The 21,102-nt window shown below is 69.7% G+C and carries 18 protein-coding genes; 8 read left to right on the forward strand and 10 right to left on the reverse strand.

The features are described from left to right. The first annotated feature begins 1 nt into the window (after position 1). Positions 2-1,960: a CRTAC1 family protein gene (locus IG98_RS0119885; RefSeq protein ID WP_030913927.1), complete on the forward strand. Its 1,959-nt coding sequence runs from the start codon at positions 2-4 to the stop codon at positions 1,958-1,960. Continuing rightward, on the forward strand, positions 1,957-2,970 hold the full coding sequence (locus IG98_RS0119890) for a hypothetical protein (protein WP_051752490.1): 1,014 nt from the start codon (positions 1,957-1,959) through the stop codon (positions 2,968-2,970). The genes IG98_RS0119885 and IG98_RS0119890 overlap by 4 nt, the downstream gene beginning before the upstream one ends. Here the strand turns inward: IG98_RS0119890 and IG98_RS48850 are convergent. Continuing rightward, positions 2,877-3,524 (reverse strand): class I SAM-dependent methyltransferase, encoded by a 648-nt coding sequence (locus IG98_RS48850; protein ID WP_245651631.1) that lies wholly within the window; start codon positions 3,522-3,524, stop codon positions 2,877-2,879. The two genes, IG98_RS0119890 and IG98_RS48850, sit on opposite strands and share 94 nt — an antisense overlap. A 77-nt stretch (positions 3,525-3,601) precedes the next feature. Here IG98_RS48850 and IG98_RS0119900 point away from each other — a divergent pair, with 77 nt between their 5' ends. From IG98_RS0119900 to IG98_RS0119910, 3 genes are read left to right on the forward strand one after another with little or no spacing between them, the layout of a single operon-like run. Then, complete coding sequence (locus IG98_RS0119900) at positions 3,602-4,066, forward strand: pyridoxamine 5'-phosphate oxidase family protein (RefSeq protein ID WP_030913932.1); 465 nt, start codon at positions 3,602-3,604, stop codon at positions 4,064-4,066. A gap of 9 nt (positions 4,067-4,075) precedes the next feature. After that, a complete protein-coding gene (locus IG98_RS0119905; RefSeq protein WP_030913934.1) occupies positions 4,076-4,270 on the forward strand; it encodes a ferredoxin in 195 nt (64 codons plus the stop codon). Between the two features lie 11 nt (positions 4,271-4,281). Continuing rightward, complete coding sequence (locus IG98_RS0119910; RefSeq protein WP_030913936.1) at positions 4,282-5,367, forward strand: alcohol dehydrogenase catalytic domain-containing protein; 1,086 nt, start codon at positions 4,282-4,284, stop codon at positions 5,365-5,367. A gap of 192 nt (positions 5,368-5,559) precedes the next feature. On the opposite strand, the gene IG98_RS0119915 is transcribed toward IG98_RS0119910, so the two are convergent. The 6 genes from IG98_RS0119915 to IG98_RS0119940 all read right to left on the reverse strand — a co-directional run bounded on the left by IG98_RS0119915 (position 5,560) and on the right by IG98_RS0119940 (position 12,997). Then, the gene (locus tag IG98_RS0119915; protein WP_030913939.1) at positions 5,560-6,567 is read right to left on the reverse strand and encodes a sugar phosphate isomerase/epimerase family protein; all 1,008 of its coding nucleotides are present in this window, start codon (positions 6,565-6,567) and stop codon (positions 5,560-5,562) included. A 103-nt stretch (positions 6,568-6,670) separates the two neighbouring features. Beyond that, positions 6,671-7,915, reverse strand: a complete 1,245-nt coding sequence (locus IG98_RS0119920) for a Gfo/Idh/MocA family protein (RefSeq protein WP_084195507.1) — start codon at positions 7,913-7,915, stop codon at positions 6,671-6,673. Further along, positions 7,915-8,976: an ABC transporter substrate-binding protein gene (locus IG98_RS0119925; protein WP_030913943.1), complete on the reverse strand. Its 1,062-nt coding sequence runs from the start codon at positions 8,974-8,976 to the stop codon at positions 7,915-7,917. The genes IG98_RS0119920 and IG98_RS0119925 overlap by 1 nt, the downstream gene beginning before the upstream one ends. Positions 8,977-9,135: 159 nt before the next feature. Then, positions 9,136-10,143 (reverse strand): ABC transporter permease, encoded by a 1,008-nt coding sequence (locus IG98_RS0119930; protein WP_051752492.1) that lies wholly within the window; start codon positions 10,141-10,143, stop codon positions 9,136-9,138. A gap of 109 nt (positions 10,144-10,252) precedes the next feature. Next, positions 10,253-11,761, reverse strand: a complete 1,509-nt coding sequence (locus IG98_RS0119935; RefSeq protein ID WP_030913947.1) for a sugar ABC transporter ATP-binding protein — start codon at positions 11,759-11,761, stop codon at positions 10,253-10,255. A 339-nt stretch (positions 11,762-12,100) separates the two neighbouring features. After that, positions 12,101-12,997 (reverse strand): SDR family oxidoreductase, encoded by an 897-nt coding sequence (locus IG98_RS0119940; RefSeq protein WP_030913949.1) that lies wholly within the window; start codon positions 12,995-12,997, stop codon positions 12,101-12,103. 300 nt (positions 12,998-13,297) lie between these two features. Between IG98_RS0119940 and IG98_RS0119945 the strand changes: the two genes are divergently transcribed. Continuing rightward, positions 13,298-14,356, forward strand: coding sequence for an NAD(P)H-dependent amine dehydrogenase family protein (locus IG98_RS0119945; RefSeq protein WP_030913951.1), 1,059 nt, complete (start codon positions 13,298-13,300; stop codon positions 14,354-14,356). A gap of 139 nt (positions 14,357-14,495) precedes the next feature. On the opposite strand, the gene IG98_RS47085 is transcribed toward IG98_RS0119945, so the two are convergent. The 3 genes from IG98_RS47085 to IG98_RS0119960 form a co-directional block, all read right to left on the reverse strand. Next, positions 14,496-16,058 carry a serine/threonine-protein kinase gene (locus IG98_RS47085; protein WP_051752494.1) on the reverse strand — a complete coding sequence of 521 codons (1,563 nt, stop codon included), beginning with the start codon at positions 16,056-16,058 and terminating at the stop codon, positions 14,496-14,498. A gap of 55 nt (positions 16,059-16,113) precedes the next feature. Then, the gene (locus IG98_RS0119955) at positions 16,114-16,620 is read right to left on the reverse strand and encodes a flavin reductase family protein (protein WP_030913955.1); all 507 of its coding nucleotides are present in this window, start codon (positions 16,618-16,620) and stop codon (positions 16,114-16,116) included. A 119-nt stretch (positions 16,621-16,739) separates the two neighbouring features. Then, complete coding sequence (locus tag IG98_RS0119960; protein WP_030913957.1) at positions 16,740-17,261, reverse strand: NADPH-dependent FMN reductase; 522 nt, start codon at positions 17,259-17,261, stop codon at positions 16,740-16,742. A 182-nt stretch (positions 17,262-17,443) separates the two neighbouring features. Here IG98_RS0119960 and IG98_RS0119965 point away from each other — a divergent pair, with 182 nt between their 5' ends. Then, the gene (locus IG98_RS0119965) at positions 17,444-18,337 is read left to right on the forward strand and encodes a glutathione S-transferase family protein (RefSeq protein WP_030913958.1); all 894 of its coding nucleotides are present in this window, start codon (positions 17,444-17,446) and stop codon (positions 18,335-18,337) included. 204 nt (positions 18,338-18,541) lie between these two features. Continuing rightward, on the forward strand, positions 18,542-21,070 hold the full coding sequence (locus IG98_RS0119970; protein WP_051752496.1) for a glycoside hydrolase family 9 protein: 2,529 nt from the start codon (positions 18,542-18,544) through the stop codon (positions 21,068-21,070). Positions 21,071-21,102 lie beyond the last annotated feature (32 nt).

Genomic DNA, 21,102 nt, shown 5'->3' on the forward strand with positions numbered 1-21,102 from the left:
GATGTCAGGGATTCGCCGGTACGCGGCGGGAGCCCTCGCCCTGATCGCCGCCGCCGCCGGGTGGCGGCTGACCGGCCTGCCGGATACCCCGGTCGCGGAGACGTCGGCCGACTTCTCCTTCCACGCGAGGCCGCTCGGGCCGCCCGCGGGACCCGGTGACCGCACCCTGCGGCCGGTCGCGGCGGGATACGCCGGACTTCAGGGCTGGGTGTCGTCGCTGGGCGCCGGGGTGGCGCTGTTCGACGTGGACAACGAGGTCGTCTCCGACGACCTGTGCCTGGTCGATCCCCGCCATGACACGGTGACCGTCAGGCGGGCGCCGGGAACGCCCCGGGGCTACCGGCCGTTCACGCTGGTCCCCCCGGATCGCAGGCGGTACGAGGCGCCGGCCGGGTGCCTGCCCGCCGACCTCGACCAGGACGGCTGGCAGGACCTGGTCGTCTACTACTGGGGCCGCTCCCCCTCGCTCTTCCTGCGCGTGCCCGGGGTACCCCCTTCCGGAACCGCCTTCCGCCACCGCGCGCTGACCGCGGAACCGGAGATCTGGAACACCAGCGCCGCCACGGCCGGTGACTTCGACGGGGACGGCCGCCTCGACCTGGTCTTCGGCGGCTACTTTCCCGACGGCGTCCGGGTGCTGGGCGGCGGCACCTCCAACGACGGCGACCCCGGCAGCGCGGTGATGCCCGACTCGCTGTCCGCCGCCACCAACGGCGGTGGCGCCCGGCTCTACCTGGCGAGCGGACCGGCGCGGTTCACCGAGGCCGAGGGGGTGTTCGACGAGGTCGGGAACGGAGGCTGGACCCTGGCGCTGGGCACCCAGGACCTGGACGGCGACGGGCGGCCCGAGCTGTATCTGGCATGCGACTTCGGCCCTGACCGGCTGCTGGTCAACGAGTCGGTGCCCGGCCGGATCCGGTTCACCGAGGCCAGGGGCACCAGGCACCTGACGACTCCCGCCTCCAGGGTCGTCGGCCGCGACTCGTTCAAGGGGATGGGCGTCGGCTTCACCGACCTCAACGCCGACGGCAGACCGGACATCCTGGTGAGCAACCTCACCGAGGACCACGCGCTGCAGCAGGGCAACTTCGCCTTCGTGTCCCGGCCCGGCGACCTGCACGGAGGTCACGCGCCCTACGACGACCTCGGTGAGGAGCTGGGGCTGAGCCGCAGTGGCTGGTCCTGGGACGTCAAGGCCGCCGACTTCGACAACGACGGCGACGACGAGATCATGCACGCGACCGGGTTCGTCAGGGGTGAGGTCGACCGGTGGGCGCAACTGCAGGAGGCGGCGTCGGCGAACGACCTGTTCCTCTCCCATCCCGCGCTCTGGCCGAGCATCCGGGCCGGAGACGACCTGTCGGGCCGCGACACCAACACCTTCTTCACCAGGGGTCAGGACGGTCGCTACGCGGACGTGGCCCGGCGGGCCGGGGTCGGCGGCGACAGCGACGGCACGGTCAGCCGGGCCTTCGCGGTGGGCGACGTCGACGACGACGGGCGACTGGACTTCGCGGTCGCCAACCAGTGGTCGGAGTCGGTGCTCTACAGCAACCACGGCCCGACGGCACCGTTCGTGGGCCTGCGGCTCCGTCTCCCCGCGGGCCTCTGCCACCCATCCTCCGCACCACGCTCCGGGCCGGAGCGGCCCGCCCCGGCCCGACCGGGCCGGACACGCCCCGGGCCGACCCGGCCCGCCATCGGGGCCGTCGCCACGGTGCGCCTGCCCGGCGGGGTGACGCGCAGCAGGCAGCTCTACCCCGCCAACGGGCACAACGGCTTCTCCGCGCCCGAGCTGCTGTTCGGCCTGGGCGACCACCTGCCGGACTCCCCCGTCCCCGTCGAGATCTCCTGGAGGGACGCCTGCGGCGGCACCCGTACCGCGTCGGTGTCCCTGGAGCCCGGCTGGCACCGGATCCTGCTGGCCGACGGCCACGCCTCGGAGGTCCGCCGTCCGTGAGCGCCGCCCCGCCCCCCGAGGCAGCGAAGCCCGGGGGCTTCGGTCCGAACCGCAGCAGGGCGCTCCGCCGGTCGGCGTGGTCCCTCACCCTGATCACCGTGCTCGGGCACACCGTGCTCGGCTTCGAGCAGTCCCCTCTGGCGCCGGTGGTCGGCGCGCTCACCGGCGTGACCACCGAGTTCGCACTGGAGACCGTGGAGGCGTGGGCGTGGCGGCGCCCGGCCCGCTACCTCGGGGTGCCCCGCGACCGGGTCGCCGACTTCTTCCTGCCCTCCTACATCCGCGGCCTGCTCTGCGCGATGCTGCTGTACGGCAACGGGCATCTGATGCCGATCGTGCTCGCCGTCCTGGTCGGCGTCGGCAGCACGTACCTCTTCCGCGTGCGGGCGCCCGAGCCGACGGGGCGGACCGGCGGGGACGCGCCCGGCGTCGCGTTCCTGAATCCGGTGGCCTTCGGGATCGTCGTCGTGCTGCTGTTGTTCCCGTGGGTCGGCCTCGCCCCCGCCTACCAGTTCACCGCGTGGGTCTCGGGTCCTTTCGACCTGATCGTGCCGCTGGCCGTACTGGCGGGGGGCGTGGCGGCGAACGCCGGACCCGCCGGCAGACTGCCGCTGGTCCTGGGCTGGGCGGGCGGATTCGCCCTGCAGGCGTGTCTCAGGGGCGGCCTGGGTGACGTGTCGACGGTCGGTGCCCTGCTGCCGATGACCGGGGCCGCCTTCGCCCTCCACACCGGCTACGTGATCACCGATCCGGGCACGTCCCCGGTCAGGGCGCGCGACCAGGTCGTGTTCGGCCTGGCCACGGCGGCGGTCTACGGGCTTCTGGTCCAGTTCCACATCGTCTTCGGGCCGTTCCTCGCCCTTGTGATCGTCTGCGCGGGCCGGGAGCTGAAACGGCTCCGCCGCCCGCACGGGGGTCAGCCGATGCCGGGGCCGATCCGTTCGAGCACCCGCAGCGAGCCCTCCTGCCGGACCTCCCTGAACGCGCCGGAGGCGAGCACCCGCTGGTAGACGCGGTACGGTGCCTGCCCGCCCGTGGCCGGGTCCGGGTAGATGTCGTGGAAGACCAGGGCGCCACCCCGCATGACGTGCGGCGCCCACCCCTCGTAGTCCTTGGTCACCGGGAGTTCGGAGTGTCCGCCGTCGATGAAGAGCATCGCCAGCGGGGTGTTCCACAGCCCGGCGACGCGCTCGGACCTGCCGACGATCGCGATGACCTCCTCCTCGAGACCCGCGGAGGCGATGGTGGTGCGGAAGGTGGGCAGCGAGTCCATCTTGCCGAATCGGGGGTCCATCAGGGTGGGGTCGTGATGGGCCCACCCGGGCTGGATCTCCTCGGAGCCCCGGTGGTGGTCCACCGTGAAGACGACGGACCCGGCCTGCCGGGCACCCGCGCCGAGGTAGATCGCCGACTTCCCGCAGTAGCTGCCGATCTCGCAGATCGGGCCGCGCGGGCCGTACTCGACGGCGGTCTCGAACAGCGCGATTCCCTCCTGGTGCGGCATGAACCCCTTGGCGTGCTGGGCGGCGTACAGCAGGTCGGCGGGCATGGTGGCATTGCTCATCACAGCAGACTACCCATACCGAACAAGATTCCGATTGACCCTTGCCCGACCTTGTGGAACGTGTTCTACTTTGCACCGTGAACCAGCGCGCCCGCATCGTGATGTCCGACGACGAGGTGACGGCTTTCGTCGGTGAGTCGCGGAAGCTACAGCTCGGCACGATCAACCCGGACGGCACCCCGCACATGGTGACCATGTTCTACGGGTTGACCGAGGGCAAGATCTCATTCTGGACCTACGGCAAGGCCCAGAAGACACTCAACATCCAGCGCGACGCCCGGGTGAGCTGCCTGATCGAGGCCGGGGAGGAATACTCCGACCTGCGCGGCGTACTGGTGTACGGGGTGGCTCGGAGGATCGACGACCCCGAGGACATCCTCGGCGTCGGCATGAACGTGGCCAGACGAATGGCCGGGATGCCCGACGCGGAGGAGTCGCTCACCGAATACGTGGCCTACACCGGCCGCAAAAGGGTCGCCTTTGTGGTCGAGCCCACTCGTGTGATCTCTTGGGATCACCGTAAGCTCGCCATTCCCGGCTAGGAGGCCCGAATGAAAATCAAAGTCGACTATCTGGTCTGCGAAGCCAATGCGATCTGCATGGGCCTCGCCCCGGAGGTCTTCGAACTCGACGACGACGACCAGCTGCACCTGCTGCTGCCTGAGCCGCCGCCGGAGATGATGGACCGCGTCCGGCACGCCGTGCGGTCCTGTCCCAAAGCCGCACTCTCCGTTGAGGAGAACTAGGAGGTCCCCCCATGCGTGGTGCGCTTCTGCATGCCGTCGGCGACGACAAGCTCGACATCCGCGATGACTTCACCCTCGCCCCGATGGGCCCGACGGACGTCCGCGTCAAGGTCAGGGCCACCGGCGTCTGCCACTCCGACCTGTCGGTGATCAGCGGCGTGCTGCCGATGCCACTGCCGGTCATCCCCGGCCACGAGGGCGCCGGAGAGGTCGTCGAGGTCGGCGACCACGTGACCACGGTGCAGCCAGGCGACCACGTCATCATCAACTGGACCCCGGCCTGCGGCACCTGCGCGAACTGCCTGGTCCACCAACCGTTCCTGTGCATGACCTACGTGATGGACAGCTTCGTCAACGCCCGCTTCCGCTACGGCGGCGACACCCCGGCCTTCGGCATGGCCGGGTGCGGCACCTGGTCCGAGGAGATCGTCGTGCCCTGGCAGGGCGCGATCAAGGTCGACCCCGAGGTGCCCTTCGAGGCGGCGGCCCTGATCGGCTGCGGGATCACCACCGGCGTCGGCGCGGCACTCAACACGGCCAGGGTGAAGGCCGGCTCGACGGTCGCCGTGGTCGGCGCCGGCGGCATCGGCCTCTCGGTGATCCAGGGGGCCCGCATCTCCGGCGCCACCACGATCCTGGCGATCGACCCGCTGGAGTCCAAGCACGCCCTCGCCAAGAAGGTCGGCGCGACCCACGCCATCACCCCCGACCAGCTGATGGACGCGCTCGGCACGCTCACCGGCGGCGCCGGGTTCGACTACGGTTTCGAGGCCGTCGGCAAGTCCGCCGCCATCATGACGGCCTGGCAGGCGACCCGCCGGGGTGGCGACATGATCGTGGTGGGCGCGGGCGCGATGGACGACAACGTCCCGCTGAGCGCCTTCAGCCTGCTGTTCGAGGGCAAGAACATCCTCAGCTCGCTGTACGGCGGCTCGGACGTCCGGCGCGACTTCCCGTTCTTCGCGGGACTCTACAAGGCCGGCAAGCTCGACCTGGAGAGCATGATCAGCTCCCGCATCAAGCTGGCCGACCTCAACGACGCCGTGGCGGCGCTCAGGGGCGGCGAGGTGCTGCGCCAGATCGTCGTGATGGACTGAGCACCGTCCAGAACCGAGCCCGCGCACCGGGTCACCGGGCCGCCCACCTGAGCAGGGCGGACCGGTGACCCGTTCCTGTCGTCGCCCCGTCCGCGGCAGGTGAACGGCTACGCCTCAGCGCGGGGGCACCCCCGGCGCCCCGGTCGTGAGCGCACCGGTCCCGGGGGCCTCAGCCGGAGGAGCCCGAGTGCCTCAGTCGGAGGAGAAGGCGGCGTCGAAGGCGGCCGAGGGCGGGGTGATGGCGTTGAGCCCGCGGATCACGGCCAGCGCGTCGGGAGCGCCGTCCAGGCGGTCCATGCCCGCGTCCTCCCACTCGATGGAGATCGGCCCGGTGTAACCGATCGCGTTCAGCGCGCGGAAACAGTCCTCCCACGGCACGTCACCCCGGCCGGTGGAGACGAAGTCCCAGCCCCGGCGCAGATCGCCCCAGGGCAGGTGCGAGGCCAACCGGCCGCGGCGGCCGTCGCCGGTGCGGACCTTGGCGTCCTTGCAGTCCACGTGATAGATCCGGTCGGCGAAGTCCAGGATGAAGCCGACCGGGTCGATCTCCTGCCACACCATGTGCGAGGGGTCCCAGTTCAGCCCGAACGCGGGCCGGTGCCCGACGGCCTCCAGGGTGCGCACCGTGCTGTGGTAGTCATAGGCGATCTCGCTGGGATGCACCTCGTGGGCGAAACGCACCCCGACCTCGTCGAACACGTCCAGGATCGGGTTCCACCGGGCGGCGAAATCGGCGTAGCCGGCCTCGATCATCGTGGGCGGCACCGGCGGGAACATCGCCACGGTGTGCCAGATGGACGATCCGGTGAAGCCGACCACGGTGTCCACACCGAGCCTGGCCGCGGCCCGAGCCGTGTTCTTGATCTCTTCAGCGGCGTTGCGACGGACCTGTTCCGGCTCGCCGTCACCCCAGAGACGGGCGGGCAGGATGGCCCTGTGCCGCTCGTCGATGGGGTGGTCGCAGACGGCCTGGCCGACCAGGTGGTTGGAGATGGCGTGCACGACCAGGTTGTGCTTGGCCAGGGTCTCCCGCTTGCGATCGATGTAGCCGTCCTCGGACAGCGCCCTGTCGACCTCGAAGTGATCGCCCCAGCAGGCGATCTCCAGCCCGTCGTACCCCCAGCCCGAGGCCAGCCGGCAGACCTCCTCGAAGGGCAGGTCGGCCCACTGGCCGGTGAACAAGGTGATCGGCCTGCTCATGCGTCCTCCACACGGTTGATGGACCCGTTCTTCACCGGGGCGTGCGCCGGATGGCGCACCCGCGCGCTCGGCGCGTGGGCGCGCCATCCGGCGACCGGCCCGCTCACGTCTGCCGTACCGCTGTCAGCCGGCTCTGGTCGGCGGCGCTGCGCTCGACCGCGGCCAGCACCCGCTGGACCCGCAACCCGTCGTCGAACGACGGGGACGGCGCGGTGCCGGAGGCGATCGCCTGTACGAAGTCCTTCACCTCGTGGGTGAAGGTGTGCTCGTAGCCCAGGCCGTGACCCGGTGGCCACCACGCCCCCGCGTACGGGTGCCCCGGCTCGGTGACCAGCACCCGGCGGAACCCCGCCTCCTCGGCGGGCAGGGCGTGGTCGTGGAACCAGAGCTCGTTCATGGCCTCGAAGTCGAACGCCACGCTGGCGGCCGAGCCGTTGACCTCGATGCGCAGCGCGTTCTTACGCCCGGTGGCGAACCGGGTGGCCTCGAACGAGGCCAGCGCGCCACCGCTGAACCTGCCGATGAACAGCGCCGCGTCATCGACGTCCACCTCCCCCGTCCCGGCACCGCCGCCGGCCGACAGCCCGGCCGAGGTCTCGGCCAGCGGACGCCGGGTGATGAAGGTCTCGGTCAGCGCCGAGACCTGCGTCAGGTGCTGACCGGTGATGAACTGCGCGGTGTCGATGATGTGCGCGCCGATGTCGCCCAGCGCCCCGGACCCGGCGAGTTCCCTGCGCAGCCGCCACACCAGCGGGAAGTCCGGATCGACGATCCAGTCCTGCAGGTACTGCGCCCGCACGTGCCGGATCTCGCCCAGCCTCCCCTCGGCCACCCAGCGGGCGGCGAGCGCGATCGCGGGCACCCGCCGGTAGTTGAACGCCACCATCGCGTAGACCCCGCGGGCCGCGGCCGCCCGTGCCGCATCCGCCATGGCCTCGGCCTCGGCGACCGTGTTGGCCAGCGGCTTCTCGCACAGCACGTGCTTGCCGGCCTCCAGTGCGGCGATCGCGATCCGCGCGTGCGAATCACCGGGGGTGCAGATGTCGACCACGTCGACGTCCTCGCGGGCGATCAGCTCGCGCCAGTCGGTCTCGACCGCCGCCCAGCCCATCTGCCCGGCCGCCCGCGCAGTGCCCTCGGCCGAACGGCCGCACAGCGCCGCCATCACCGGCCGGACCGGCAGATCGAAGAACGCCGGCGCGCTACGCCAGGCCTGGGAGTGCACCCGGCCCATGAACGCGTAGCCGACCATGCCGATGCCCAGTCTCGGGCGTTCCCCACCTGCCGTTCCCGACGCCGGCCCCGGTGTCGGCGTCGGTCCCGGCGTGGCCTCGTCCCCCTGAGCCATCAGGACTCGAATCCCAGCGGCAGGTAGACGTCCACGTTCTCCTTGGTGATCGTCTCCGAGGCCAGGGTGATCGACTGGGGCACCTGGTTCTCCACCAGGTCGCTCATCCCCTTGCCCTGAGCGATCAGGCGGGCCAGCTTGATCGCCGAGGAGGCCATCGTGGGGCTGTAGGTCACCGTCGCCTCCAGTACCCCCGTCCCCGCCTTGATGTCGCGCATCGCGTTGGCCGACCCGGCGCCACCGACCATGAAGAACTCGCTGCGCCCGGCCTCCTTGATCGCGGCCAGCACGCCGATGCCCTGGTCGTCGTCGTGGTTCCAGATCGCGTCGATCTTCTTGTGCGCCTGCATCAGGTTCGCCGCGACCTTGGTCCCCGACTCCACGGTGAACTGCGCGTCCTGCTTGGCCGTCACCGCGAACCCGTACGTCTTCAGCGCGTCCTCGAACCCCTTGCTGCGGTCCTGGGTCAGCGGCAGCGTCGCGATGCCCTGGATCTCCAGGATCACCGGGTTGGCCACCCCCTTGTCCTTGAGCTTCTTGCCGATGTAGTGGCCGGCCGCGACGCCCATGCCGTAGTTGTCGCCGCCGATCCAGGTGCGGTACGACAGCTTGTCGGGGAAGACCCGGTCCAGGTTGATCACCGGGATACCCGCGTCCGAGGCCTGGCGGGCGATCTGGTTGAGCTGCTGGCCGTCGTTCGGCAGGATCACCAGGGCGGCTACCTTCGCCGCGATCAGCGACTCCACCGCGGAGATCTGCGCGTTGATGTCATTGGTCGGCTCGACCGGCTTGAACTCGATGTCGGCGTACTGCTTGGCCGTGGCCTCGGCGTTCTTGGCGATCGCGGCGATCCAGCCGTGATCGGCCGCGGGCGCCGAGAAGCCGATGACCACCTTGTCGCCGGGCGCGTCGTTACCGCCGGTCGCGGCCGCCGGCGCCGGCGTCGGCGCCGAGCCTGCCGGTGCGGCCGCCTCGTTGCCGGTGCACGCCGTCACCAGCGCACCCGCGCCGATGACCGCACCGCCGAGCAGGAAACCCCTGCGAGCGACGTTCTCTGCCATGACCCTGCTCCTTCTTGGGGGGGGGAAACTGGGGGAAGCGTGACGCGCCCCGCGGACCCCTGACCGGTCCGCGGGACGCGGGTCCAGGCCCTGTCCGGCGGATCCTGCCGCGGCGAGAATCGGCCGGTCTCGCGATGCGGAAGATCCACCGGACGGGGCCTAGGTCCGTGAGGTGAGGGCGCGCCGCTGGAGCAGCACGGCCACCACGATGATCAGGCCCTTGGCCACCAGCTGGTCGCTGGTGTTGAGCCCGTTGAGAATGAACAGGTTCGTGATCACAGTGAAGATCAGCAGACCCAGGATCGATCCGATGATCGACCCGCGCCCCCCGGTCAGCAGCGTGCCGCCGATGATGACCGCCGCGATCGCGTCCAGCTCGTACAGATCTCCGTGCGTGGAGGAACCCGTCGTGGTCCTGGCCATGATCAGAACCGCCGCGATCCCGCAGCACAGCCCCGACAGCGCGTACAACGCCACGGTGTGGCGGCGCACGTCGATGCCCGCCAGCCTGGCCGCCTCGGGATTGCCGCCCACCGCGTAGGTGCGCCGGCCGAACGTGGTGCGGTTCAGCACCACCCACCCGGCCAGTACCACCAGCGCGAAGATGTAGACCAGCAGCGGGATGCCCAGCACCCGGGTCGTCGACAGCTCCACGATCATCTCGTTGCCCTGCTGCACCAGCTGGGTGCGCCGGTCGGACATCCGCTGTGCCAGCCCCCTGGCGGCCACCAGCATCGCCAGCGTCGCGATGAACGGCACCATCCGCCCGTAGGAGATCAACAACCCGTTGACCAGGCCCGCCCCGGTACCGACCAGCACCGCGCACACGATCATCACAAGCGGACCGTAGGACTGGGTGGCCAGCGTGGTCGCCCACACCGACGCCAGCGCCATCACCGCGCCCACCGACAGGTCGATGCCCCCACCGATGATCACGAAGGTCATGCCGACCGTGATCACCCCGATGGTCGCGGCCAGCGACAGGATGCTCACCAGGTTGGAGGTGGTCGCGAAGGTGCCGGGCACCGTGACCAGGCCCACCACCGCCAGCAGTACCAGCGCGACCACCAGCCCGAGGTGGCGCATCTCCCCGAGACGGGCCAGCGGGCTCAGCACGGCGGGTTTACGGACCGGCGTCTCGACGCGCTCGTCCGCGGGCGACGTCACCGGAGCCCCGCCGGAGTGTTCTCGAAGCGAGAAGAGATGACGTTCATGAGGACCTGTCGGTTCCTTTCACCAGTCCCGGTGCTCCCGGTGCTCCCGGTCGAGAGGGATGTCACAGGGCACTTCCTTCCATGATCATGTCGAGAACGGCGTGCTCGTCCAGCTCACCGGCGTCGGCCTCGCGGATGACCCGGCCCTCCCGCAGGACCAGCACCCGATCCGCCAGCCCCAGCACCTCGGGCACCTCGCTGGAGACCAGCAACACCCCGATCCCCTCATCGGCCAGCCGCCGCACCAGCGCGTACAGCTCCGCCCGAGCCCCCACGTCCACCCCCCGCGTCGGCTCGTCCAGCAGCAGCAGCCTGCGGTCGTTGAGCAGCCACCGCGCCAGCACCGCCTTCTGCTGGTTGCCACCGGAAAGCGTCTTGACCGGCCGCTCGGGATCGGCAGGCCGGATGTCCAGGGCCCGCACCATCTCCCGTGCGTCCGCGGCCTCGCGTCGACGGTCCATCCACCCCAGCCGCGAGTAGCGGCCCAGGCTGGCCAGGCTGATGTTGCGCGACACGCTCTGGTCCAGCAGCAGGGCCTGTGCCTTGCGCTCCTCGGGGGCCAGCCCCATCCCCAGCCGGACCGCGCCCGTCGTACCGCCTCCGCGCACCGGGCGCCCCTCCAGGAACACCTGTCCCGAGAACCTCCGCGCCCCGTACACCGCCTCGATGATCTCCGAGCGGCCCGAGCCGACCAGTCCGGCCAGCCCCACGATCTCTCCCGCCCGCACCGAGAACGACACGTCGGCGAAGACTCCGGGCACGGTGAGCCTCTCGACCCGCAGCACCTCGGCCCCCGCGACGCGTTCCGCGCGGCGCGGCGGGAAGACGTACTCGACCTCGCGGCCGGTCATCAACGCCACCACCCGCGAGGTCGGAGTCTGCTTGGCCGGCAGCCCCACCGCGACCGTGCGACCGTCCTTGAGCACCGTCACCCGGTCCCCGATCTCGCGGATCTCCTCCAGCCGGTGCGAGATGTAGACCACCGCGACCCCCTGGGCGGTCAGCTCCCGGATGATCCGGAACAGGTTGCCCACCTCGTCATGGGCCAGCGCCGCCGACGGCTCGTCCATGATGATCAACCGGGTGTCGTGCGACAGCGCCCGCGCCATGCTCACCACCTGCTTGGCCGCCGGCGACAGCCGTCCCACCTCCGTCGACGGGTTGATCTCACCGTGCCCCAGCCGGGCCAGCAGCTCCCGCGTCGCCCGCGTCGCCCTCCCCCGTCCGACGAACCCCAGCCGGGCCGGCTCGTGTCCGAGGAAGACGTTCTCCGCCACACTCAGCCCGTCCACCAGATCGAGCTCCTGGTAGATCGTGGAGATGCCGAGCCTGATCGCGGCGATCGGGCTCGACAGCCGCACGTCCGCGCCGTTCAAAGTGATCGTGCCCTCGTCGGGCTGATGCGCGCCCGCCAGGGTCTTGATCAGGGTGGACTTCCCGGCACCGTTCTGGCCGAGCAGGCAGTGCACCTCACCGGGCAGCACCTCCAGGTCGACACCGTCCAGGGCGCGCACGCCGGGGAACTGCTTGACGATCCCCCGCATGCGCAGCAGGGGGGTGGCTTCGGACATGGGGCCTCACTGGTTCGTCGTCGGGCCGAGAGGACGTGATCGCCGCAGACCCCACCCGCCCCGCCAGGTGTGCCTCGATGAGCCGGCCGGGTTCCGTACGCGAGCGCGTCTCGCACGCGGCGACCGTGGCGACCCGACTCACAGCACCTCCTCGCCCGGAGTGGGATGTGCAGAAGCTAACCCCCTTTAGCTGGATTTGTGAAGAGCTTTCAACTAACAGTCCGTCGACTTTTGCAGAAATCAGCAAAAGTCCTGGCCTCGGTGCGGACAGCAGAAGGGGCGCCCCCGGCATGGGAGCGCCCCTTGAACCTCAGGACCGCTGGAACGCGGCCCGCCGCGTCAGAGCATGGCCTTCATGGAGGCACTCGCCTGCTGACCGAGAGTGGTCGGGGTCAGGTACGGCTGCTCGGCGAGGATCGCCTGCCAGTTGTCGCGGATGTCCTCCACCGTGTGGTCGTCCTGCCGCCAGCCGGGCCCCTCGGCCACGAACACCCGGGCGATCCGGCCACCGCCGACGCTGAAGACCTCGCCGCTGGTCTCACAGGCCTCGTGCGCCAGGAAGGTCACCAGGGCACTGACCCGCTCCGCGGTGAACTTGGCCTCGAACTCGGCGGGGAGGAGTTCCTCGGTCATCCGGGTCCAGGCGATCGGCGCGATCGCGTTGGCCTTGATCCCGGCCCTGGCCCCCTCGATGCCGAGCGTCTTGGTGAGGCCGACCAGGCCCATCTTGGCCGTGGAGTAGTTGGCCTGGCCGAAGTTGCCGAACAGCCCGGCGGGCGAGGAGGTGTTGACGATCCGGCCGTACCCCTGCTCCTTGAGGTACGGGAACGCCTCCCGGCTGACCAGGAACGAACCGCGGACGTGGACGGCGAGAACCTGGTCGAACTCCTCGACGCTCATCTTGCCGAAGGACTTGTCCCGCAGGATGCCCGCGTTGTTGACGACGATGTCCAGCCGCCCGAAGGCGTCGATCGCGGTCTGGACGATCGCCTTGGCCCCCTCGGGGGTCGCGACGTTGTCGGTACTGACGGCCGCCTCGCCACCGTTCTTCCTGATCAGCTCGACCACGTCGGCGGCGGGCCCTGTGGAGGCCCCGGTGCCGTCCAGCGCCCCGCCCAGGTCATTGACGACCACCTTGGCACCGCGCTCGGCGAGCGACAGCGCGTGCGAACGGCCGAGACCGTGTCCGGCGCCGGTGATGACCGCGACCCTGCCGTCAAACCGCAGCTCTGACATCCGCAACCCTCCTACGAGAACATAATTCTAGTCCTCTGAACAATAGCTTGCTTGCCCCCGGCGATGCCATCACGGACGCCCCGGACCTCCGGCGACGCCCCCGGAAGCGGCCGACTACCTTTCGGATAAAGGCCCCAAAATCCCCCAGGGCGGTAACCAAAAAATAGGAGATCATTGCGCATAGTAAGCGAGCGTGTTAATTTCTGCTAAAGTTTCTGCCCCATACGGGCGAGGGTCAATGATGACACCCCTCATTTCCCCCACAGGGCCCCGCCCAACAATTCGGGCTGGAGGCCCCATATGTCCTTATCGCCGCCCCTGCGCGTGGTCCAATGGGCCACCGGCGCAGTCGGCAGATACTCCCTGCGCAGCGTCATCACCCGGCCGGAGTTCGAACTGGTCGGGGTGCTGGTCTACGACCCGGACAAGGTGGGACGGGACGCGGGGCTCCTCGTGGGACTCCCCGAGGCCGGCGTCCTCTGCACCGACGACGTCGAGGAGGTTCTCGCCCTGGAGGCCGACTGCGTGCTGCACATGCCGCTGCCGACCTTCTACTTCGGCGGGGGCCATCCGAACGACGTGGAGACCATCTGCGCGCTGCTCGCCAGCGGCAAGAACGTCATCACCACCACCGGGTTCGTCTATCCCAAGTGCTACGGCCCGACGGTGGTGGACCGCCTGGAGGCCGCCTGCCGGGCGGGAGGGACGTCCCTGCACGGCACGGGCGTCAACCCCGGCTTCATGAGCGACATGCTGCCGCTCACGCTGACCGGCCTGTCCAGCAGGGTCGACCACATCTACATCCGGGAGTCGTCCGACTTCCGGGGTCACCCCTCCCGGCAGATCGTGGTGGACCTGTTCGGCTTCACCCGCTCGGCCAAGGACTACACCGCCGGAGTGCGTCCCTTCCGCGCCCTCCAGCGCTCGCTGTTCGCCGAGAGCGTCCAGTTCGTCGCCGACAACCTTGGCGTGACCCTTGACGAGGTCGAGGAGAGCGACGAGTTCGAACTCGCCTCGGAGGAGTTCGAGATCGCCGCGGGGCTGGTCAGGGCGGGCACCGTGTGCGCCTCCCGCTGGATGTTCAGCGGGCTTGTCCGCGGCCGCCCCCTGATGACCGTGGAGTGCGTCTACAAGGCCGACGCCACCCGGGTGGCACGCTGGGCCGACCCCGGCTTCAGCGTCCACATCGAGGGCGTGCCCCAGCTGATGCTCACCGTCAGCGAGATCTCCCACGGGCTGGCCGGCGCCGCCGCCCACGCCGTGAACTCCGTGGCCGCCCTCTGCGCCGCTCCACCGGGCATCCGTACCGCCCTGGATCTCCCCCTGACCACCGGCCGGGGCACCGTCCGCCTCGCCTGACAGTCCTCGTTTCGCCACCGCTCGACACCGCGAGTGGCACTCGCCCGCAAGATTGTTTGCCTCGAAGCCGCACAACACCCGATTAGGGATATATCCAGTATCGAGGCTGACCCACCACTATCATCGCGCTTTTCACCCCCTATGAGACGGGCCGACAGGTGGCGCGCATTGCGGAGAGCGCCACCGGCTTGGCCGAGCGAGGGTCGGAATTCTCCTGCCCATTGACGAACGCAGGGTCGATGAAGTTAACGAAGAAGTCGCCGAACTCGGTATCGAATGTGCCTAGCTTCACCCATTCGCCCCGATGGATCTCCTGGTTGATCGCGCTGTAGCCGAGCTTCAGCTCGTAGTCCTGAGTCGCGGTGGTCACGTAGAAGATGGCTGTACCGGCTGCTCTGCGGGTGTCGGGGACGTAGAGCTCCAGGGCACAGCTACTGTTCGGGCCGGGCTTGACGTACCAGGACGCGGTCTCATTCCATTGCTCGCCGCCGGACAGCGCCGTGGAGAAGACGATTCCGGCGCAACCATCCCTCTTCCAGCCACCCCGAGCGGGTTTCCAGCCGTCGCCGCCGCCCGGATTCAGCCAGAACTTATGCACCCCGTCACCACCACAACTCGGCCCCATCACCCAGATCTTCTCCTGACCGGCCGATCTGGGCACCCGAGTGAATGTCGGGGAACTGGCCGTCGATTTCGGAGTGGCCGGGTCCCCGGTGAACGGCGTCAGGGAGATCTCGGGCTTGCCGGCAGCCATCAGGTTCGCCGGGCCGTACACGAGCCAGGTGGTGACGCCGGATGCGATCAATACGCCGACAAGGACGATCAATGTGCGGCGGTACCCCGCGAAGCGCCGGGCCGGTCGTGAGGAAGCCGCCCGCGAGGAAGGGGAGAGGGCGGATCCCTCCGTGCCGGTGAGCATGCGCAGCAGCGCTTCCGCGGATGGCCGTGCGGCCGGATCCTTGTTCAGCGCGGCCTCGACCACCTCGCGTAGCGCGAGGTCCAAGCCGTCGAGCCGCGGTTCGTCGTACAGCGCCCGGTGCAGCAGAGCGGCGACGGTGTCCCCCTCGAAGGGCGGACGGCCCGTCGCGGCGAACACCAGCAGACATCCCCACGAGTACACGTCGCAGAGGGGCGTCACCTGCTCTCCCCGCAACAGCTCGGGAGCCAGGTAATGGGGAGAGCCGACAACACCGCCCGTCTCGGTCAGCCCGTCGAGATCGCCAAGGGTGTGAGCGATACCGAAGTCGATGACCAGGGGGCCGGCGGAGGAGAGCAGCACGTTGGCCGGCGTGAGATCGCGGTGCACGATGCCGGCCGCGTGGATGGCCGCCAGCGCCGTCGCCACGTTGACTGCGAGCGTCTCCAGATTGGAACCGTCGAGTGGGCCTTCCCCGCGCACCGCCGCCCCGAGAGTGGGTCCGGAGACGTACTCGGTGACCACGTACAGCTCGTCCCCATCGAGGCAGGCGTCCAGGACGGCCGCGGTGCAGAAACGCCGTACCCGGCGGGCCGCCTCGACCTCCCGGCGAAAGCGGCGGCGAAACTCCTCCCGGTGAGCGAACCCCCGATTGATCACCTTGATCGCGACGCGACGGCCTTCGACATCCTCAGCGAGATAGACGGTGCCCATGCCGCCGCTACCGAGACGGCTGAGCAACCTGTAAGGGCCGACCTGCTCGGGGTCACCGGAAGTGAGTGTCACAGTTGTTGGACGCTCGGGTGATCCCCTGAGTTGCGCGGCGGGCGAGGGATTCCGATCAGGAGTGCGGGGTGAAACGCCCGAAACGACCCTGGTGGTACAGGAGCGGGCGACCGCCGGGTTCGAGACTCGTCTCGGTGACCAGTCCCACGACCAGGACGTGATCGCCGATGTCGACGGTGGAGTGGGGGGCACAGACCAGGTGGGCCGAGACACCGTCCAGCAGCGGGACGCCCAGGTGCCCCGGCGCCCAGGAGGTGGGTGCGGCGAAGCGGTCGACGCCCTTCTTCGCGAAGCGCGCGGCCAACTCGGCCTGATCACTGGCCAGGACGTTCACCGCGAAGTGATCGGCCTGCCGGAGCCAGGGCCAAGTGCTCGACGACTGGTCCACGTAGAAGGAGACCAGCGGGGGCGTGAGACTGACGGATGAGAACGAGGTCGCCGTGAGACCGACCGGTACGCCCTCGAACTGCGCCGTGACGACGACGACCCCGGCCGCGTGAACGGCCAGCGCCTGCCGGAACCGCTCCGCGTCGACCGCTCGGCCGGACAGGGTCTCGGTCATGACGCCTCTCCCAGGGACGGGTGGGGTACCGCCAAGATGCTCCACTTGGTCACTTTTCCCCCTCCGAGGAATAAAAGACACTTCTCAGAACCCATTAACGCCGCCATCTCTTCCCGGCGTCACGCCGGAGTCCGCTGCCCGAGTACCGCCGTCACCTGTGGGGCGACCCGGTCGACCCAGGGGCCAAGGACTGCGTCGAGGTCGGCGAGCTGCGATTCCAGCAGCGCGAGGCCCGGCGTGGGAACGGCGGCGCCCAGCTCCACCAGCAGCGGCCGGAAGTGGACCTCCACCGCCAGGGAGTGCCTGGAGTCCCCCATCACCAGCAGCGGGAGCGCGACGGTCGAGGCGAGAGCGCCACCCGGCAGCCGGTCGAGGAACGCCTTGAGCAGGCCGGTGTAGGTGGCCTTGTAGGTCGGGCTCGCCACCACCAGCACCTCGGCACCCGCGACCAGCTCCAACGCGGCCTTCACCTCCGGCACCGTCTGTGGGGCGAACAGCAGCGGAGCCAGGACCGCCAGATCGACGACCTCGGGAGCCCCCCGATCCCCGATCCGCCCTCCTACGGCCGCCGCCGCCGAGATGGCCGCTCCGTGCGTACGCGACCCGGGTCGCGGGTTTCCCACCACGGTCACGATGCTCATGAGGCCACCGATGCTTTCTGGTCGAAATGGGTCAGACAGCAGCTCATACCAGACAAGTTACGCACCACTCCGGACTAAGTCAATATTTCCTACTTGTTTTGCATGAAATTTCCCGGAGAGCCCGGCACCATCGACCCCATCAACCGAACCATGTTCTATTCGAGATCCCGTACCGTCATACCATGAAGCTGGAAAAGGAGATCTCCGGCGACGGCCGCTTCGTCAGGCAGCAGAACCGGTTCACGACACGGATCGAGGCGGGCGGCGAGCATCCACCGGAGCCCGGCCGCTACCAGATCTACGCCTCCTACGCCTGCCCGTGGGCGCACCGCTCGCTCATCGTCCGCGAGCTGCTGGGCCTGCGGGAGGTGGTCGGGGTGACGATCGTCGATCCGATCAGGGACGAGAAGGGCTGGCGGATGCCCGGCGGCGATCCGGTGACGGGAGTGCGGTACCTCTCCGAGCTCTACCTGTCGACCGATCCCGGCTACCAGGGCCGCTACACGGTGCCCTGCGTCTGGGACATCGCCGCCGAGCGCCTGGTCACCAACGACTACCCGCAGATCACCCTCACCCTGGAGACGGCCTTCGCGCCGTGGCACGCGGAGGGCGCACCCGACCTCTACCCCGAGGAACTGCGCGAGGAGATCGACGCGCTGAACGACGTGATCTTCCACGGCCTCAACAACGGCGTCTACCGGGCCGGGTTCGCCCACTCCCAGGAGGCGTACGACGAGGCGGTCGCCGGCGTGTTCGCCACGCTCGACCTGCTGGAGGAGCGCCTGACCGGCCGGCGCCGCCTGCACGGCGACGCGCTCACCGAGAGCGACGTGCGGCTCTACCCCACGCTCGCCAGGTTCGACGCGGTCTACAACTCGCACTTCAAGTGCTCGGTGCGACGGCTCGTCGACTACCCGGCCCTGTGGGCCTACGCCCGCGAGCTGTACGCCGTTCCCGCGTTCCGCGACACGACCGACTTCGACCAGATCAAGCGGCACTACTTCGTGACGCAGACGAACGTCAACCCGAGCGGGATCGTGCCCCGGGGGCCGGAGATCGACTGGACCGCTCCCTGACACGGCCCCTCGGAAGCGCTGAAAGTTTCATCGGGCAAATCGGTCATTCACCCGGTCAGCGGGCGGCCCCGGAGAGGGGTCGATTGACTGCGGGCGAAACGCACTGGAAACATCGGCGCATCCTCGTAGTGGGAGCGCTCCCACAAGGACGCTCCCACCTGGCGCTCCCACCGCGAGGCGCACCCCCTGCGTAAAGGACCCCCCGTGATCAGACCACCTGCCTGGCTCGCTCTCGCCACGGCCGCCGCCCTGGTGACCCTGACCCCGCTGCCCGCCGCCGCCGACGGCCCCGAACAGATCGTCAACGGCACCTTCGACACCGGCACCGCCCCCTGGTGGAGCACCGGCAACACCGCGTTGGAGATCGAGGACGGACGGCTCTGCGCGGACATCCCCGGTGGCACCGCCAACCCGTGGGACGTCATCGTCGGCCAGAACGACATCCCCCTGGTCAAGGACGAGACGTACGAGTTCTCCTTCTTCGGTGTCGCGACGCCCGGCCGCGTCGCCAGGGCCCTCGTCCAGCTCCCGGTCGACCCCTACACCCAGTACCTGTCGGCCAACCCCGAGCTGAGCGTGTCGGGCAACGACTACCGCTACACCTTCACCTCACCGGTGGACCTGCCAGGCGCGCAGGTGGCGTTCCAGCTCGGGGGCAGCGCCACCCCGTGGAGGTTCTGCGTGGACGACGTCTCCCTGAAGGGCGGAGCCGAACCCGACGTCTACCGGCCGGACACCGGACCCCGGGTCCGCGTGAACATGGTCGGCTACCTGCCCGCCGGGCCGAAGAGGGCCACGCTCGTCACCAAGGAGACGGAGCCGGTGGGCTGGAAGCTGAGGCGCGGCGGGCAGCTCGTCGCCCAGGGCGACACCGTCCCGCGCGGCGTCGACGGAAGCTCCGGCCAGAACACGCACTCGATCGACTTCGGCTCGATCACCGCCCCCGGCACCGGCTACACGCTGGAGGCCGACGGCGAGACCAGCCGCCCGTTCGACATCGGCGCCGACGTCTACGGCGAGCTCAGGGCCGACGCACTGAAGTTCTACTACACCCAGCGCAGCGGCATCCCGATCCTCGACACCCTTCGCCCCGGCTACGGCAGGCCCGCCGGGCACGCGGGCGTGGCCCCCAACACCGGTGACGTCGAGGTGCCCTGCCAGCCGGGCGTCTGCGACTACACGCTGAACGTCAAGGGCGGCTGGTACGACGCGGGCGACCACGGCAAGTACGTCGTCAACGGCGGTATCTCCGTCCACCAGCTGATGTCCGCCTTCGAGCGCGCCAAGGCCGACGGCATCCACTCCGACGGCGATCTCGACATCCCCGAGAGCGGGAACGGGGTCCCCGACATCCTCGACGAGGCCCGCTGGGAGCAGGAGTTCCTGCTCAGCATGCAGGTCCCGGACGGCAGGCCACACGCGGGGATGGCCCACCACAAGATCCACGACGCCGCGTGGACGGGCCTGCCGCTGCTGCCCCACCTCGACGCGCAGCGGCGCGAGCTGCACCCGGTCTCCACCGCCGCCACCCTCAACCTGGCCGCCACCGCGGCCCAGGCGGCCCGGCTCTTCGCCCCGTACGACGCCGCGTTCGCCGCGCGCAACCTCGCCGCCGCCAGGAAGGCCTGGGCCGCGGCCAAGGCCGACCCCGCGCGGTACGCCGACGCCTCCGACGGGGTGGGCGGCGGCGCCTACGACGACAACAACGTGACCGACGAGTTCTACTGGGCCGCCGCCGAGCTCTATCTCACCACCGCCGAGAAGGAGTTCAGGGACTACGTGCTCGCCTCGCCGCACCACACCGGCGACATCTGGCGCGAGCGCGGCTTCGACTGGGGCAACACCGCCCAGCTCGGCCGCCTGCAGCTGGCCGCGGTGCCCAACGCGCTCCCCGACCGGGCGCGGGTGCGCCAGTCGGTGCTGGAAGGCGCCGACAGGTATCTCGCCGTCCAGCGGGCCCACCCCTACGGCGTCCCGTACAACCCGTCGACCTACGACTGGGGCTCCAACAACCTGGTGCTCAACAACATGGTCGTGATGGCCGTCGCCCACGACCTCAGCGGCGAGGCGAAGTATCGCGACGGGGTGCTGGAGGGGCTGGACTACCTCTTCGGGCGCAACGCCCTCAACCAGTCGTACGTGACCGGCTACGGCGAGGTCGCCGCCAGGAACCAGCACAGCCGCTGGTACGCCCATCAGCTCGACCCGTCCCTGCCCAACCCGCCGCGCGGCACCCTGGCCGGCGGCCCGAACTCCAGCATTCAGGACCCGGTGGCCCAGGCCAAGCTCAAGGGTTGCGCGCCCCAGTTCTGCTACATCGACGACATCGAGTCGTGGTCCACCAACGAGCTGACCATCAACTGGAACTCCCCGCTCGCCTGGATCGCCTCCTACCTGGACACCCCCGCCGCCGCCGGGGTGTGCAAGGTGACCTACACCAACCACGGTCAGTGGCCCGAGGGGTTCAACACCCAGGTCACCGTCACCAACACCGGCAAGAAGGCCATCGACGGCTGGACCCTGACGTGGTCCTTCCTCGGTGGCCAGACCGTCCGGCGGCACTGGAGCGCCGACATCTCCCAGGACGGCGCGACCGTGACCGCCAGGAACCTCAGCTGGAACAAGACCATCAGACCCGGTGACTCGGTCACCTTCGGCTTCATCGGTGCCGACGCCCCCGGCCCCAACCCCAAGCCGGAACGCCTTCTCCTCAACGGCACCCTCTGCCGGTGACCGGCGCGGGGTGGCCGTCCCGTGGACGGCCA

The sequence above is a fragment of the Streptosporangium amethystogenes genome, from assembly GCF_000721075.1.
In the GTDB taxonomy this organism is placed as follows: Bacteria; Actinomycetota; Actinomycetes; order Streptosporangiales; family Streptosporangiaceae; genus Streptosporangium; species Streptosporangium amethystogenes.

Bases quoted from the DNA above. Each gene is read 5' to 3' on its own strand.
- IG98_RS0119885 (WP_030913927.1), top strand. From the start codon at position 2: ATGTCAGGGATTCGCCGGTACGCGGCGGGAGCCCTCGCCCTGATCGCC.
- IG98_RS48850 (WP_245651631.1), bottom strand. From the start codon at position 3,524: ATGAGCAATGCCACCATGCCCGCCGACCTGCTGTACGCCGCCCAGCAC.
- IG98_RS0119905 (WP_030913934.1), top strand. From the start codon at position 4,076: ATGAAAATCAAAGTCGACTATCTGGTCTGCGAAGCCAATGCGATCTGC.
- IG98_RS0119910 (WP_030913936.1), top strand. From the start codon at position 4,282: ATGCGTGGTGCGCTTCTGCATGCCGTCGGCGACGACAAGCTCGACATC.
- IG98_RS0119915 (WP_030913939.1), bottom strand. From the start codon at position 6,567: ATGAGCAGGCCGATCACCTTGTTCACCGGCCAGTGGGCCGACCTGCCC.
- IG98_RS0119920 (WP_084195507.1), bottom strand. From the start codon at position 7,915: ATGGCTCAGGGGGACGAGGCCACGCCGGGACCGACGCCGACACCGGGG.
- IG98_RS0119925 (WP_030913943.1), bottom strand. From the start codon at position 8,976: ATGGCAGAGAACGTCGCTCGCAGGGGTTTCCTGCTCGGCGGTGCGGTC.
- IG98_RS0119935 (WP_030913947.1), bottom strand. From the start codon at position 11,761: ATGTCCGAAGCCACCCCCCTGCTGCGCATGCGGGGGATCGTCAAGCAG.
- IG98_RS0119940 (WP_030913949.1), bottom strand. From the start codon at position 12,997: ATGTCAGAGCTGCGGTTTGACGGCAGGGTCGCGGTCATCACCGGCGCC.
- IG98_RS0119945 (WP_030913951.1), top strand. From the start codon at position 13,298: ATGTCCTTATCGCCGCCCCTGCGCGTGGTCCAATGGGCCACCGGCGCA.
- IG98_RS0119955 (WP_030913955.1), bottom strand. From the start codon at position 16,620: ATGACCGAGACCCTGTCCGGCCGAGCGGTCGACGCGGAGCGGTTCCGG.
- IG98_RS0119960 (WP_030913957.1), bottom strand. From the start codon at position 17,261: ATGAGCATCGTGACCGTGGTGGGAAACCCGCGACCCGGGTCGCGTACG.
- IG98_RS0119965 (WP_030913958.1), top strand. From the start codon at position 17,444: ATGAAGCTGGAAAAGGAGATCTCCGGCGACGGCCGCTTCGTCAGGCAG.